The sequence below is a fragment of the Bradyrhizobium liaoningense genome (assembly GCF_018130955.1).
Lineage (GTDB): Bacteria > Pseudomonadota > Alphaproteobacteria > Rhizobiales > Xanthobacteraceae > Bradyrhizobium > Bradyrhizobium liaoningense_C.
The window spans coordinates 1-14578 of record NZ_JAFCJM010000007.1 but is presented as its reverse complement, the minus strand read 5'-3'; the positions used below and the strand labels follow the sequence as shown (position 1 = coordinate 14578).

General features: G+C 59.7%; 12 protein-coding genes and 1 pseudogene. 5 read left to right on the top strand and 8 right to left on the bottom strand.

Features of this window, described 5'->3' with window-relative positions; all coding sequences use genetic code 11:
- Positions 1-40: 40 nt before the first annotated feature.
- Positions 41-661: a TetR/AcrR family transcriptional regulator gene (locus JQ632_RS07780; protein ID WP_212401711.1), complete on the top strand. Its 621-nt coding sequence runs from the start codon at positions 41-43 to the stop codon at positions 659-661.
- An 89-nt stretch (positions 662-750) separates the two neighbouring features.
- On the opposite strand, the pseudogene JQ632_RS07775 reads toward JQ632_RS07780, so the two are convergent.
- The 3 genes and pseudogenes from JQ632_RS07775 to JQ632_RS07765 all read right to left on the bottom strand — a co-directional run.
- Positions 751-1573: pseudogene (locus JQ632_RS07775) on the bottom strand (altronate dehydratase); the annotation flags it as partial.
- 366 nt (positions 1574-1939) lie between these two features.
- Positions 1940-3055 (bottom strand): NADH:flavin oxidoreductase, encoded by a 1116-nt coding sequence (locus tag JQ632_RS07770; protein WP_212401710.1) that lies wholly within the window; start codon positions 3053-3055, stop codon positions 1940-1942.
- Between the two features lie 268 nt (positions 3056-3323).
- The gene (locus tag JQ632_RS07765) at positions 3324-5267 is read right to left on the bottom strand and encodes an AMP-binding protein (RefSeq protein ID WP_212401709.1); all 1944 of its coding nucleotides are present in this window, start codon (positions 5265-5267) and stop codon (positions 3324-3326) included.
- A 333-nt stretch (positions 5268-5600) separates the two neighbouring features.
- On the opposite strand from JQ632_RS07765, the gene JQ632_RS07760 reads away from it, so the two are divergent.
- Both JQ632_RS07760 and JQ632_RS07755 read left to right on the top strand, forming a co-directional pair.
- Positions 5601-7280: a tannase/feruloyl esterase family alpha/beta hydrolase gene (locus tag JQ632_RS07760; RefSeq protein WP_212401708.1), complete on the top strand. Its 1680-nt coding sequence runs from the start codon at positions 5601-5603 to the stop codon at positions 7278-7280.
- Positions 7281-7516: 236 nt separating this feature from the next.
- A complete protein-coding gene (locus JQ632_RS07755; RefSeq protein ID WP_212401707.1) occupies positions 7517-7927 on the top strand; it encodes a hypothetical protein in 411 nt (136 codons plus the stop codon).
- Between the two features lie 127 nt (positions 7928-8054).
- On the opposite strand, the gene JQ632_RS07750 is transcribed toward JQ632_RS07755, so the two are convergent.
- The gene (locus JQ632_RS07750) at positions 8055-9059 is read right to left on the bottom strand and encodes an NADP-dependent oxidoreductase (protein WP_212401706.1); all 1005 of its coding nucleotides are present in this window, start codon (positions 9057-9059) and stop codon (positions 8055-8057) included.
- A gap of 31 nt (positions 9060-9090) precedes the next feature.
- Positions 9091-9954, bottom strand: coding sequence for an alpha/beta fold hydrolase (locus JQ632_RS07745; RefSeq protein WP_212401705.1), 864 nt, complete (start codon positions 9952-9954; stop codon positions 9091-9093).
- Positions 9955-10232: 278 nt separating this feature from the next.
- Here JQ632_RS07745 and JQ632_RS07740 point away from each other — a divergent pair, with 278 nt between their 5' ends.
- The gene (locus JQ632_RS07740; RefSeq protein WP_212401704.1) at positions 10233-10664 is read left to right on the top strand and encodes a helix-turn-helix domain-containing protein; all 432 of its coding nucleotides are present in this window, start codon (positions 10233-10235) and stop codon (positions 10662-10664) included.
- Positions 10665-10847: 183 nt separating this feature from the next.
- Here the strand turns inward: JQ632_RS07740 and JQ632_RS07735 are convergent, their stop codons facing one another.
- Positions 10848-11030 carry a hypothetical protein gene (locus tag JQ632_RS07735; RefSeq protein ID WP_212401703.1) on the bottom strand — a complete coding sequence of 61 codons (183 nt, stop codon included), beginning with the start codon at positions 11028-11030 and terminating at the stop codon, positions 10848-10850.
- A 383-nt stretch (positions 11031-11413) separates the two neighbouring features.
- Here JQ632_RS07735 and JQ632_RS07730 point away from each other — a divergent pair, with 383 nt between their 5' ends.
- Positions 11414-11650, top strand: coding sequence for a helix-turn-helix domain-containing protein (locus tag JQ632_RS07730; RefSeq protein WP_212401702.1), 237 nt, complete (start codon positions 11414-11416; stop codon positions 11648-11650).
- A gap of 94 nt (positions 11651-11744) precedes the next feature.
- On the opposite strand, the gene JQ632_RS07725 is transcribed toward JQ632_RS07730, so the two are convergent.
- Positions 11745-12425, bottom strand: a complete 681-nt coding sequence (locus JQ632_RS07725) for a response regulator transcription factor (protein WP_212401882.1) — start codon at positions 12423-12425, stop codon at positions 11745-11747.
- A gap of 271 nt (positions 12426-12696) precedes the next feature.
- A complete protein-coding gene (locus tag JQ632_RS07720; protein ID WP_212401701.1) occupies positions 12697-14277 on the bottom strand; it encodes a Do family serine endopeptidase in 1581 nt (526 codons plus the stop codon).
- Between the last annotated feature and the right edge of the window lie 301 nt (positions 14278-14578).

Below are 14578 nucleotides of genomic sequence, written 5' to 3'. Positions count from 1 at the left end.
TTCTTGGAACGATCGTTCCATAATGTCAAGCGAGAATTTCATGAGCGGAAAGCCCCAATTTGATGACAGTGCCGTGATCAGCTCCGCGATGGAGGTCTTCTGGCGCCATGGCTACGCAGCATCGTCGATCGATCAACTTACGACCGCGATGGGTCTGTCGCGCTCGAGCATGTACAAGCGTTTTCGGGACAAGGACGGTTTGTTCCAGGAGGTCCTCTCGACCTACGCGCAGCGCGTTCTGAAGCGGATGAATGCGGTTCAAGCCAGTACGAAGCGCGAGCAGCTTGCAGCTCTCTTTCACGAATTCCTACCCAGGGAGGGCAAGACGTCGCGCCCCCCCGGCTGCATGCTCGCTCGATCCTGCACGGAAATGGCCGATCTGCCACCTGCGAGCCAGGCGGTCGCACGGGAGGGCCTCATGAGCCAGCGCGCCATCTTCGTCAGACTTTTGCGAGAGGCTGTCGCCAGCGGAGAATTGGCACCGGATTCGGACATCGCAGGTCTGTCGTTGCACTTCCTCGGAGTGCTGCAGGCCATGATGAACTTGCCGCAGGCCGGCGCCACGTCCGGAGAGCTTCGCCGAGTTGCCGAACTTGCGATGCTGGCATGGCCATCGGCGCCAGTCGCTTCGGCGCCTCAACGGTCTGGCAAACGGAGATGATCCAGCGTAACGCGTGCCAAGATCAGAATGCCGGGGCGCGTCTGCGCTCAGTCGATTTGGCTGTCACCAAGATTGTTCTTACAAAAGCGCTATAATATCGCGCCGATCTGCCACGGCACGAATTCCGGGTCTCCATAGCCGATGAGTTCCGACTTGCTTTGCTTGCACGATGCAACGGCAAGCATCTTCTGGAAAATCTCGAGGCCCTTCTGCTCGATCGACGCATCGTCGAGGACGTCACCGCAATTGATGTCCATGTCCTCGCGCATGCGCTCGAACATAGGCGTGCTAGCGAGCTTGATCGAGGGCGTCGGCTTGCAACCATAGGCGTACCCCGGCCAGTTGTGAAAGCCAGCAGATTGGCGCCGCCTGCCACCTGCCCGGTCGCCGAGACCGGATCGTACCTCCCGGCGTATCCATGAAGACGAAGCCCTTCGCCGTGACCGCCGCGTAGCGATAAACTGCCTGTAGGGTGATTGTCCCCCCTTTGCAACCGCGCCCAGGCTCTTTTCCAGGATCGTACTCAGTCCGCCAGCCTTGTTGCCGCGCGACGGATTGCTGTTCAATTGCGCGCCATTGCGCTTCGTATAGTTTTTCCGCCAGACCAGCTGGATCAGATCGTTGCCGATCTTTACGTCCGCTGCACGACGCGTTAGCAGGTGCTCCGCACCGTAGATTTCGGGCGCTTCCGCGAGAATGGCGGTGCCGCCATGGCCCACCAGCAGGTCAACCGCGGCGCCTAAAGCAGGGTTTGCCGTGATGCCCGAATAGCCGTCCGAGCCGCCACATTGCAGAGGATTAACTCCGACGCTGGACAGGGTTCGCGCCGTGCTGCATTGACGACGGAAGCATGTCCCGGATAGCGGCAAGTCTCGATTCGAAAGCAGCCCTCGTGCCCCCGGCATCCTGAATGTGAAGGATCGGAACGTCTCGCTCTCGGCGATCTCGCCAGTCTACACCGTCGGAGGAGCCATAGCACTGTTCTCAAGGCAACCTATCGCGAGTGTTGCTGCGCTTCGGGACTACCACAAGAACGAGAGTTGCTGGAGACGACAGATATTTCAACGCAGAAAAGCGGCTAGGTGCTGGGCAGCGAGGAGGAGCGAATGTGTGGCTTCCAAAGGTATGGCCCAGCGGATGCAAAAATCAGAGATCATCTGAGATCTAGCAGACCAACTGCCAAGTAATGCAAACATCCATTCATCGCGCGCGCTATCGATCCGGAATGAGGTGGCCCGTGAGCGGAAGGAACCATGCTCCCGCTCACGCGACTTGGCGTCACACGAGTTCGGCCAGCGACGCAGGGTCAAAGCCCTTAAAGGCGGCCTGATCGCTCCCCTGAATCTTCGCGACCCAGTTGGGGTCGGTGATCAGAGCCCGGCCGACTGCGATCAGATCAAATTCTTCCCGCTCCATCCGCTCGATCAAGCGATGCAGGCCCATCGTGCTAGACCCCTTGCCAGCAAAGGCGTTGAGGACGTCGCCATCTAGGCCGACCGAGCCAACGCTGATCGTCGCCGCACCTGTCAATTTCTTGGCCCATCCTGCGCAATTGAGCCCATTCTCCCCGTCAATTTCCGGAAACTCTGGTTCCCAGAAGCGCCGTTGTGAGCAATGCAGAACGTCGACTCCGGCTTCCACCAGCGGGAGCAGCCAATCTGCCATCAACGCGGGCGTTTCCGCCAGCCGCACGCTCAAATCCTGCTGCTTCCATTGGCTTACCCGCAGGATGATCGGAAAATCAGGACCGACCGCCTTGCGGACCGCGGCCACGATCTCGCCCGCGAACCGTGACCGCTCCTTGATCGACGCGCCGCCGTAGCGATCGCTACGCTTGTTGGTGCCCGACCAGAAAAATTGAGCAATGAGGTAGCCGTGTGCGCCGTGAATTTCTACCGTGTCGAAACCCAGGCGCTTCGCATCCGCTCCCGCCTTGGCGAAGGCTGCTACCGTATCGGCAATGGCTTCCTCGCTCATCGCCTCGCCGCGCGGCACGCCTGGCGCATCGAGGCCGGACGGGCTCTCCACCGGCGCCTCGGGCTCCCACTCCGTGTAGCGGGTCGAGCCGGTGTGCCAGATTTGCGGTCCCATTCGGCCGCCTGCATTGTGAACAGCATCAATTACGCGCTTCCACCCTGCTAGGGCCGCTTCACCGTGAAAGAAGGGAATGTTCGGATCGTTGCGGGACGAGGGCCGATCGATAACTGTGCCTTCCGAGAGGATCAGGCCCACCTGCCCTTCCGCGCGACGCCGGTAGTAGGCAGCATTCGAATCAGCTGGAATACCGTTCAAAGCAGAGGTGCGCGTCATTGGAGCCATGACGATTCGGTTTTTCAGCTCAAGCGTCTTGAGAGAGAAGGGGCGGAACAGCGCGCTGGTGTCAGAAGAAGGCATAAGAAGGCTCCAATTTGTTTGAAGCTCTTTAGGTATCCACAATAAACCTAGCGTCAATTAGGCACCTTGGATCGCTCAGGTATATCGAAAGATACCGACCATGTTAGATCTCCAACGCCAATGCTTCTCGTCGATTGCCCGACCGCGCGCCGTTTGATCAGAACGCATTTAAGTCACTCGCCCCACGCTTAGCGCTCTTGCGGGGCTCAGCGCGCGGAGGGCCACGATCGCCAACGCACGAGAGCTCATCTCCGATTCCTCTGCGCGTTTAACCTTTTGACCTGGTTTTTTTTCGTTCGGAAACTCCCGGCTCTGCCTCGCGCCGAAGTTTGCTTCCGAACGTGCGCGGCAATTTAGTGACGAACTCGATTTCAGGCGGCAGCGAATAAGGCGGTAATTGCTCTCTGACATGCTGAGCAATTCCTTCCGCAACAGCAGGCGACGGACTTAGCCGGGACTTCAAGACGACGAACGCCTTGACCACTTCGCCTCGCAATCTATCCGGTTTTGCAACGATGGCCGCCTCGGCCACGGCGGGATGCGAAGTCAACGCCGCCTCGAGCTGGCTCGGTACGACCAGATAGCCACTGCTGCTAATCGCATCTTCTTTCGTTCCCAGGAAGTAGACATTGCCCACCGCATCCATCCGGCCGAGATCGCCCGTGAGGTAGTAGCGGCGGCCAAACCGATACCGAACTATCGTGCCTTCGGTCTCGTTGTAGTATCGCTCAAACCAGTGCAGTGGCGACTTCTCCGTATCGATTGCAATTTCGCCCTCTGCGCCCGTCGGGCATTCACGGCCGGCAGCATCCAAAATGACCACTTTGAAACCCGGCACTTGATGGCCGATAGACCCTGGCGGCCGACGGAATTGCAGCGTCACGGCCTGATGGTTGGATACGAACACGCCCGTCTCGGCTTGCCCATAGTGGTCGTGAAGTCGCACACCAAGTCCTTCCGCGGCCCAGTTTATCAGTTCGTCCGGCAGGAGCTCGCCGACGCTTGAAGCGACGCGGAGGTGGAGTTCACCGGACGCAGGCACTAGCTTCTTTAAATTTCGCATCGCGTGATACCAGTATGGGGACGCCGCAAGGTTCGTGACCTTGTGCTTGACCAGCACGCGATAGATCTGACCGGCATCAAAGGGGCCGTCGCAAAGCACGGTGGCCCGTCCAAGCAGAAACGGGCCTATGATCGCATAGTAAAGGCCGCCGCCCCATGCCGGGTCGCCGAGATTCCAGTAAACATCGTCATCCCGCAGGTCGAGGCCAAGTCGCATGTGTTCCTCAATTCCAGCCAAGGCATTCACTGGAACAGGGATACCCTTAGGGGTTCCGCCGACGCTTAATGTGTACAGAAGGATGAAGGGGTCCTCTCCGCGAAAGTTGGTGATACTGTCCAGAGCTGTCGCCATGTGGAGATTGGACCAGAACGAGACATCCTTGGTATGTCCGGGCAGAGCTCCATAACCCTCGACAACTACGACTCGTACTCCACTCACAACGTCCGACAACGCGCTGCTTCGAAGTGAGCGGGTAGTGATCAGCACTTTGCTCCCGCTCTGAGTTAATCGAAACGATATGGCAGGGCTTCCGAATGCCGTGAAGAGCGGCACGTGGATCGCTCCCAGGCGCCAAGTGGCGAGCATTGCTATCAGTAACTCCGGCCCCTTCGGGAGTAGAGTTGCGACGGCGTCTCCCTTTCTTACTCCGAGGCCACGCAGGACCGCCGCGAAACGCCTCGAGTGGTCGGACAACTCCGTATAGGTGAGACGGGAGGTGTGTCCGGCAGCGCTTTCGTACACGAGGGCCACCGCCGATCCCCGCTCCGAACTCTTGTGCCGGTCGCACAGCAGTGCTGCGAGCGGAATCGAATCTCCGACGTATTTGGCATGCGACAGAGCCGACAGTCGGGCAACCGCATTTGCGCTAAGGTTATGCGTGCCAAAGCGTGCCGCCGCGATGGTACCAAGGACGAAGGTGTCGGCACCGAGATAGTAGCGGCGCGTGCTTTCGTCCTGCTCCAAAAGGCTTTCTCTAATCAAAGCGGCAAGCAGCCGGCGTACCGTCGCTTTGCTGAGTCCGGAGTCTGCGACAAGATCGGTTAGTCGCGCGCCGCGATTACCATGCGATGCCACCTCTCGAAGCAGAGTAACAGCTCGTTCGAGGCTCTGGGTCCCCGTTCCTCCTTCGGCGAGATCGGCATCTATCATGAAGACTCCTCCGGTCGGCGATGCACTTGTTGGTCCATATATTGGACCCGCCCAAGATGAAATAGCATTTCGCGCAGGGCACAGTGCCTTGATAGCCGTTGTTTTGGTTCGTAGCATTGAACAAACACATAATCGGGGTCCACGATATGGACCTAAGAATGATCGATCAGCAAACGATCAAAGATGGTCTGCGCAACGGCAGGCGAGAGAAGGGAGGTCAAGCATGCTCGTCAGCGTGAGCCAGCGGCACTTGTTCTCAATTTTCGGCTCGTCGTTGCGCGGAACCCAAATTGACAGCTCAGGCAATCAGGCAGGAGCAAGGGAGGGTGAAAGATGACCAAGAGCGAACGACGCTGGCGACGAGCCTCTGGATACTTGCAGTCCGCCGCCGCAGCCGCCATGATCGGATTCGCGGCATCACCAGCTTCAGCGACAACTTGCTCGCAGCTGGCGAGCAGCTTTCATCGACCGAACACGACGATAACGACTGCACAGAGCGTTCCTGCGGGAACGTTCGTCACGCCAACAACTCCGCCTCAATCCATCACCGGCTTGCCGGACTTCTGCAGGGTCGCAGGCTTTACCACGCCCACAAGCGACTCGCGCATCGGCTTCGAGGTCTGGATCCCCGAAACGGGATGGAATTCGAAGTATCTCCAGGTGGGTTGCGGTGGCTTCTGCGGCGCGATCTCCTACCAGCAAATGGCCGACCCGCTGCAGCGGGGTTACGCCGTTGCAGCAACCGATGACGGCCACCAGGCTAGTGTTGTCGACGCAAGCTGGGCGGCCGGGCATCCGGAAAAGCTGATCGACTTCGGCTACCGCGCTTTGAAGGAGACGACGGACGTCTCCAAAGCGATCATCAAAGCCTTCAAATCCGCCGGCGCCAGGCGATCCTATTTCATGGGCTGTTCGGACGGAGGCCGCGAAGCTTTGATGGAAGCACAGCGTTTTCCTCGCGATTTCGACGGCATCGCTGCAGGTGCGCCCGCAAACAATTGGACCAACCTTTTCACCGGCTTCTTGTGGAACGAAAGAGCCCTGTCCGCCACCAAGGCCGGCGATCTCTCCCAAGCAGATGTCGACCTGGTAAGCAATGCCGTGCTCGCACAGTGCGCCGGCCACGACGGCGGCTTAAACACCGACAAGTTTCTGAATAACCCGTTGGCCTGCAAGTTCAAGCTGGAAAAGCTTTCTTGCGGGGCGACCAACACCGCAAGTTGTCTCGCACCCGACAAGTTAGAAGCCGTCCAGAAGATCTTCTCGGGTCCGCCACGAATTTTCCCTGGCTATGGCCCGGGCGGTGAAGCGAACGTCGCCGTCGACTGGCCGCTCTGGATTCTCGGTCCCGGCAACCCGGCTCTAAGTCTGCAGGGCCTGTTCGGAAACAGCTACTTCCAGAACATGGTGTTCCCAAATTCCGGATGGAATCCCAACACGTTCAGCATCGAGGAGAATCTCCGCCAGGCTCACATACGAACTGGCGCAATTCTGAACTCCGTCGATCCGAACCTGCAGCCTTTCGCGCAAAACGGTGGCAAACTGATCCAATACACAGGTTGGGCCGACACCGCGATTTCTCCGCAAAGCGACATCGACTACTTCAAGGCAGTCAATGAAGCGATGGGGGGACCGAAGCGCACCAACGAATTCTATCGGCTATTCATGGTCCCGGGCATGGCCCATTGTGGCGGCGGACCAGGCGCGAACGCATTCGGCCAAGGTGGTGCTACCGGGCCCAACCCCTCTGATCCGGAGAGTGATATCCTCTCGGCTCTCGATCGCTGGGTCGAATTCGGCAGAGCTCCGGAAAAGATAATCGCGACCAAATACCGAAACGACGACCGGACCCAAGGCGTCGCGTTCCAGCGCCCATTGTGCCCTTTCCCCAAGATCGCGAAATACGAAGGGCACGGAGCAACCACGACCGATGCGTCGAGCTTCGAATGTTCGCGCGAGGGCGGTGACCACGATAACGATCATGGCCACGACGAACGAGCCGAAAATCGATGATCGAACAGTCGGAGCGCGCCATTGGCGCGCTCCGCGCCTCCGAAGACGAGCGCAACGTTTTTGCGATGTGACAGCGGAAAAAATGGCGAATTTGCCACACGCATGCAGAGCATGCCTACGTCGATCAACAGCTCTCTGAAAAGTCCATGAATTGTTATCCTCGAAAATCGCAAAATAATCTGCCGCACAGATCTGCAAGCCGGATCCTTATCCTTGCGATTTCCTCGGGAATGCTCGTGACGAGTAGCATCGACGCCTCTTGTGGGGATTTTCTGATCGAAGGAGAAGCGAACGCGGTGCACTTGGAGGCCCGCGGCGTTCAGCTCAGAGAATTGCTTGACGCTATGCAGGCGAAGTTCAGTTTGCGCTATCGTACAGACCGCGCGTTAGATTCGGCTGTGACGGGAGTCTTCGATGGGGAAGTGCGACGGGTCGCCGCCCGTCTTCTCCAAGACTATGATTATGTCATGGAAATGAGGCCGGAAGGCCTCCATGTCCTCATAATGCAACGTAATTCGCGGGATATCAAACCTGCCAGCTCAGTGCCACCGTCAACAAACGCGGCCATATCAGCTGCATTCCCACTGACCTCAGATCAAATCCTTGGCGTCGTTCTCACCGGACGTTTGCCGAAGCGCGAGCAATAAAGGTCACGGCCTGATTGATCTGCTCGAGCCATGAATCTGGCAAATACCCGCGTCGGAAAGTCCGACGCTTGGGCGCTCGGCCGCGAACAATTGTCATCGTGATTTTCGATGGGGCCCGCCGAGGATGCTAATCTGCCACCGTGATAACGACCTTGCCCTTTGCCCGCCCAGCCTCGACATACGCGAGCGCATCGCCGGTCTTTTCGAACGGGAATACTTTGTCCACGACCGGACGGACCGCGCCGGATTCGATCAGGGATGTGATTTCGCTCAGTTGCTGCCCCTGCGCGCGCATGAACAGGAATGAAAAGCGCACACCAAGGCTTCTGGCTTTCTTCCGCACACCGCGGCTCAGCATGCGGATCACCAGCTTCAGGAACAGGTTCATGCCTTTTTCCTTGGCGAATTCGGGGTCAGGCGGCCCGGAGATTGAGACGAGCAGGCCGCCCGGCTTGAGCACGCGCAGGGATTTTTTAAGTGCCTCGGCGTCCTGGCTGTGCAGGACCAGATCGTAGCCCGACAAGACCTTCTCGAAATCCTGCGTCTTGTAATCAATGACCAGGTCCGCGCCGAGACTCTTGACCAGTTCGACATTCTTCGCGCTCGTCGTCGTCGCGACAATCGCACCGAGATGCTTGGCGAGCTGGATGGCGAAAGTCCCCACTCCACCCGAGCCGGCCTGGATGAAGACCTTCTGGCCAGGCTTCAGCTTGCCCACCTCGACCATTGCCTGCCAGGCGGTCAGCCCCACCAGCGGGATAGAGGCGGCCTCTTCCATGCTGATGTTCTTGGGCTTTGGCGCTACGTCCGCTTCATTCATGGCGATGAATTCGGCGAATGTTCCAACCCGATGATCGCGCGGCCGTGCATAGACCTCGTCGCCGACCTTGAACCGCCTGACATTGCGGCCGGCCCTGACGACTATCCCAGCAACATCGTGACCCAGAATGAAAGGTGGACGATACGGCAATATAAGCTTGAATTCTCCGTCCCTGAGCTTGGAGTCGAGAAGGTTCACGCCGGTTGCACGAACCTGAACCAGAACATCTTCGTTCCGCATCTCCGGCTCCGGCAAATTGGCCAAGCGCAGAGCGCCTTTCTTTTTGTATTTGTCGACAACGAACGCCTTCATGCTGTTCTCCATTCGAAGTATTGCCGTGGTGTTAGGCTTCAAGGAAAGACAGGGCCTTCGGAACAAAGTCGGCGTAGTGCTGGAAAATTCCGCCATGCCCGGCGTCTTCGTAGATAATCAACTGCGCACCCGGGATACGGCGCGCCATGTCGGCGCTGTTCGCGGTCGGCACCATGATATCGTTATCGCCATTCGCTATGAGCACGGGGATGCGGATGCTGCCGAGATCCTGAGGCGTCTGCTGGCCCCAGCTTTTGATCGCCTTGAGTTGCCGCAACAAAGCCTCTGGTGTGGCTCCTCTGTCCCGATCGGCCTTGCGCTCCTTCAGCCTTTCCAAAAAGGCCTTTGCGGCTCGGCGGCCATTGGCCGTGGACGTGAAGAACAGGTAGAATTTTGGGTCTCGCAAAGTCAGCAAGCCCTTGATCATCAGCGGCCAGGACACAGGCCCAACCTTTTCGATACCTTTGCCGCCTGCCGGGCCCGTGCCGGTCAGAATGAGCTTTCGCACGAGACCAGGGGCCTTCAGCGCGATATCCTGCGCCACGAAACCGCCGAGGGAAAAGCCGAGCAGATCAATCTTTTCAAAGCCCAGCGCGGCGACCAGAGCAATCGTATCTCGCGCCATTTCGCCAACGGTGGCAGGCGCTTTCCCGCTTGAAGCGCCGATACCTTGGTAGTCGATCGCGATCACACGATGCCTGGTGGCGAGCCCATCGACGATCCGTGGATCGAAATTATCGAGCACCGCACCCCAATGATTGAGAAGGATCAGCGGGACGCCAGTGCGTGCACCGATGTCGCGATAGGCAAAGGTAGTTCCTGCAGCACTGATCGAAAGATTCGGCGCGTCGACATAGCGCACAACCGATCCGGCGTGGCTGACATAATTGGGCATCACTTGCTCCATAGTTCGGCTGAAACCGTAATCCCCAAGATCGGAGGGACTCGGTCGGATCGCGCGGCTGCTCCTTTGCGCACCACGAGATGCACGTAGTGATCGCGCCGCAACGCCGGCCTGACACCGGCCCAATACTGGCGGAAGCACCTGAGATCAGCGCAATTCGGCGTTCTGTTCCACTCACCGGCTCCGGTTCTCTCAGTTTCTCGTGGAACATCGACGAAGAGCCTGTTACTATCATTTTAGTATCAAGTCACTACTAAAAAGAGACTGACATGAAAAAACTTTCAACCCAGCCTTGCCTGATCGCCCGTAGCCTGTCGCTTGTCGGGGATGCATGGAGCATGCTGATCATGCGCGATGCCCATGCAGGGATGACCCGCTTCGACGAGTTTCGTAAGAGTCTCGGTATCGCGCCCACGATGCTGACGGGTCGGCTTTCAGCCCTGGTTGACGAGGGGTTGCTGAAGAAACGTCGCTATTCAGAGCGTCCGCCACGGGACGAATACGTGCTGACGGAAGCCGGGCGCGACTTTTTGCCGGTGCTCTTCGCGATTGGCGCGTGGGGACGCAAGCATCGCGGCGGAGGCAAGGTGACCCGGTTCTTCGACGCCGAGAAGGGAACGGAGATCGACCCCCTCACCATCGACCGCGCGACCGGCGCTCCGATCGGAACGCGTTCCATTCGTATCGCCGAAGTCAAGTGAACAATCGCTCGGCATCTTCAACTTGTGCGGCTGCGAGGCGCCCCGGTAGGATTTCAAGGCAATGAACCGAAGGAGTTTCACCTGAAAGTGGGAGGACGTTTCTCATAAAAGCCCGGACGGCTTCAGCGTGCTGCGCAGTGCCCCCTGCAACGACTATACTTTCGGCCTCCTGATCCAATGACGTCAGGAAATCGATAGATCGAGATTATCTTTGATAGAGGCAAAAGCGCTCGCCGGACCGTTCGCCAACGTCCTCGCCACTGCAAATGCTTCGTGTTGCAGTTCAGAATCGGACACCACGCGATTGACCGGCCCCAGCGCTTCGCCGCGCCGTGCATCGATCCGGCGCAGCATCCAGTCGAACATGAGATTGCTGAGATCGGGATTGCTCCGCACTATGCCGGTAAGCTTCTGCGAAACGTCTCGGACCTCGCAACGTCCGGCCCAAGATTTAGCTTAGATGCGAAACGGGGGGCGAAAGATGCGATGATAACACGAATATGATCGGTTTGACCTGGTAGCGACTAGGCGTATCTGGAGGGCGTAAGTATCGCGATCTGGGCGCATGATGCAGCAAGTTTGCTGGTCTTGGTCTTGAGCCACTAACCGAAAGAATGCTGCAATGCTCATGGCCATCAACTGCTCTGTACTCAAACCAAGCAACTGCCCGCACTGCCAACGTAGTTCGAAGTCTAAAGTCTATTGGATCCGCCACACTATCGTGCCGCGCAAAAGATTGAGCTTACGAGATGAACGAGTTCGGACAGAAGGGAGAGGTACCGCTCTCGGAACGACTCTCGGTGTCCCCTGAGGAGGCAAGTGCCCTCACCGGGATCGGGCTGACTTCCATTCGCGAGGCGATCAGCGCCGGTAAACTTAGGGCCAAGAAACACGGCAGGCGCACAATCATCTTGCGAGACGATTTGAGAGTGTGGCTCGAAACGCTGCCTGACGCTGGGAAGCCGATTGTACAAAGCCCCGCTTAAGCGGGGCTTTTATTTTGAGCTGACGGCCAAGAAGTGGTAAGAATTTGGCAATCAAAAATCAAAACACTTAGAAAAAATCAATAGGCTCCGTGCCTTATCTGATCCCGTCACGGATCATATACCCAGCGCCGCGGATCGTGTGCAGCAGCGGCCGCTCAAAGCCCTTGTCGATCTTTGAGCGCAGCCGCGAGATGTGCACGTCGATCACGTTGGTCTGCGGATCGAAATGATAGTCCCAGACGTTCTCCAGCAGCATGGTGCGCGTCACCACCTGGCCGGCATGCTTCATGAGATATTCGAGCAGGCGGAATTCGCGCGGCTGCAGCGTCAGCTCGTCCTTGCCGCGGGCGACGCGGTGGGAAAGGCGGTCGAGCTCGAGATCGCCGACCTTGTAGACGGTGTCCTCGGCGGGCCCGCCGCGGCGGCGTGACAGCACCTCCACGCGCGCCAGCAGCTCCGCGAAGGAATACGGTTTTGGCAGATAGTCGTCGCCGCCAGCGCGCAGGCCCTTGATGCGGTCGTCGACCTGCCCGAGCGCTGAGAGAATCAGGACCGGCGTCGCGTCGCCCTTGTCGCGCAGCGCGCCGATCAGCGACAGGCCGTCGCGCTTGGGGAGCATGCGGTCCACCACCAGCACGTCGTAGTCGCCGCTCTCGGCCATGGCGAGGCCTTCCTCGCCGTCGCTGGCGTGGTCGGCAATGTGTCCGACTTCGCGAAACGCCTTCACGAGGTAATCGGCGGATTCGCGGTCGTCTTCGATGATGAGGAGGCGCATCGTGCGATCGGCGGCGGTCAAGGAGGTCAACCTTTTATCAACATGGCGCGGGCAGCAAATGCATGCAAGCTGAGCGGGAGACTCTCGGGCTGAGAAAAGAGCGGGCGGTGAAGCTGGGGGACCTCACCGCCCTTAGGCCCTTCCGACGGAGGGGGGCGTATTCCACCGGAAGGTAGGCTGGGGGAGCGGGCGTTGCTCGCTCCCCGGAAGGGGGCCGGCGGCGGGGGCGACTGATGCCGGCGGCTCCCTTCATCTCGTAGACGCCTCGCCGTTAGCCTTTGGCGAGGGGGATGGCGACGAAGCGCGACTGGCCGCCGCTCTTCACGCGCATCAGCACGCTGTTCTTGTTGTCGGTGCGCGCGGCGTTGATCGCCTCACGCACGTCACCGGCGGTCGCCACGCTCTTGCCGGCGACTTCGAGAATCACGTCGCCTTCCTTGAAGCCGCGTTCCGCCGCGGCGCTCTTCGGATCGACCTGGGTGACGACGACGCCATCCTTGCCGGCGCCGGCCACGCTGTTGGCGGGAGCGACCGTCATGCCGAGCTTCGGCACGTCGGTGCCGCGTTGCTCCGCACCCTTGTCGCTGTCCTCGATATTGGCCTTGGCCTCCACCGTGTTCGGCAACTGGCCGAGCGTCAGGTTCACAACCTTGTCCTGGCCCTTGCTGAGCACGTTGAGCTTCACGCTCGCACCCGGCGCCATGCCGCCGATGGTACGGGCGAGCTCGCGCGCATCCTTCACCGGCTCGCCATTCACGGAGGTGATGACGTCACCGGACTGGATGCCGGCCTTGGCGGCCGGACCGTTGGCCTGCGGCTCCGCGACCAGCGCGCCTTCAGCCTTCTTCATGCCGAGGCTGTCGGCGATGTCCGACGTGACGGGCTGGATCTGCACGCCGATCCAGCCGCGGCTGACCGAGCCCTTGTCCTTGAGCTGGGCAACCACCGTCTTCACGGTGGAGGCGGGAATCGAGAACGCGATGCCGACGCTGCCGCCGGAGGGCGAGTAGATCGCGGTATTCACGCCCATCACGTCGCCGTCGATGTTGAAGGCCGGACCGCCGGAATTGCCCTTGTTCACGGGCGCGTCGATCTGGATGAAATCGTCATACGGGCCGTTGCCGATGTCGCGGCCGACGGCCGAGACGATGCCGGCGGTCACGGTGCCGCCGAGGCCGAAGGGATTGCCGACCGCGAGCACCCAGTCGCCGATGCGCGGCTTGCCGTCGGCCAGCTTGGCGAACGGGAAGTTCGAGCTGCCCTCGACCTTGATCAGAGCGAGGTCGGTGCGCTGGTCGGTGCCGATCACCTTGGCGGTGTAGGTCTTGCCGTCGTCGGTCGTGACTTCGACCTTGTCGGCGCCGTCGACCACGTGGTTGTTGGTCACGGCAAAGCCGTCAGCGGAGATGAAGAAGCCCGAGCCCTGGCCGGTGACGGCACGTCCGCCGCCGCGCGGTCCGCCGCGCAGGCCGGGAACACCATCCGGACCGCCGAAGCGACGGAAGAAGCGCTCCATCGGGGAACCCGGCTGGAACGGCGAATCGTCATTGTCGTCGTTGCTGGCGGTCTTTTCCTTGATGTTGACCTTCACCGACATCACCGAGGGCTTTACGCGCTCGACCACATCGGCGAAGCCGATGGGACGCTCGACCTTTCGAACCTCGGTGTTGACCTGCGCATGCGCCGGGCTGGTGAACAGATCCGACGGCGACGTCGACGTGCCAAAGCCATAGACGGCGACACCGAGGCCGGCGGCCACCGAAGCCATCAGCGCGAGCTTGCGGGCAGCGGACAACGACCGGCGGGGCTGCCGGTAGGACGGGAGGTTCGAGAGATCGGGACGATCGGTCATGCAGAGGTCTCCAGGGCCTTGGAATTCTTTGGTGCGGACTACCAGCACCTTACGCCCCCAAAGATGGGGATCTCCGCCTTACCGTGCGCTGGCGGCGGGGTTAAACTTTTGTAATGAAGGGCCGCCTTGGATGCGGCAGTTTACCGCAGCAAAAAGACGCGGTTTTGCAGGAACTTAGCCGGACTGTCGCGACAGTGGAAAAATGCGCGCCGGAGCGGCCTAGCTGTGGAATCTCAAGAGGTCGTTCTCCGGGAGGGCGAGGCGGCTGATCGGTGGTTTGGCGTGCAGGCTGCCGTGCGAG

Excerpts from the sequence above, each read along its gene's own strand:
- JQ632_RS07780 (WP_212401711.1), top strand. The coding sequence starts at position 41 with ATGAGCGGAAAGCCCCAATTTGATGACAGTGCCGTGATCAGCTCCGCG.
- JQ632_RS07770 (WP_212401710.1), bottom strand. The coding sequence starts at position 3,055 with ATGCCTTCTTCTGACACCAGCGCGCTGTTCCGCCCCTTCTCTCTCAAG.
- JQ632_RS07765 (WP_212401709.1), bottom strand. The coding sequence starts at position 5,267 with ATGATAGATGCCGATCTCGCCGAAGGAGGAACGGGGACCCAGAGCCTC.
- JQ632_RS07760 (WP_212401708.1), top strand. The coding sequence starts at position 5,601 with ATGACCAAGAGCGAACGACGCTGGCGACGAGCCTCTGGATACTTGCAG.
- JQ632_RS07750 (WP_212401706.1), bottom strand. The coding sequence starts at position 9,059 with ATGAAGGCGTTCGTTGTCGACAAATACAAAAAGAAAGGCGCTCTGCGC.
- JQ632_RS07745 (WP_212401705.1), bottom strand. The coding sequence starts at position 9,954 with ATGCCCAATTATGTCAGCCACGCCGGATCGGTTGTGCGCTATGTCGAC.
- JQ632_RS07740 (WP_212401704.1), top strand. The coding sequence starts at position 10,233 with ATGAAAAAACTTTCAACCCAGCCTTGCCTGATCGCCCGTAGCCTGTCG.
- JQ632_RS07735 (WP_212401703.1), bottom strand. The coding sequence starts at position 11,030 with ATGTTCGACTGGATGCTGCGCCGGATCGATGCACGGCGCGGCGAAGCG.
- JQ632_RS07730 (WP_212401702.1), top strand. The coding sequence starts at position 11,414 with ATGAACGAGTTCGGACAGAAGGGAGAGGTACCGCTCTCGGAACGACTC.
- JQ632_RS07725 (WP_212401882.1), bottom strand. The coding sequence starts at position 12,425 with ATGCGCCTCCTCATCATCGAAGACGACCGCGAATCCGCCGATTACCTC.
- JQ632_RS07720 (WP_212401701.1), bottom strand. The coding sequence starts at position 14,277 with ATGACCGATCGTCCCGATCTCTCGAACCTCCCGTCCTACCGGCAGCCC.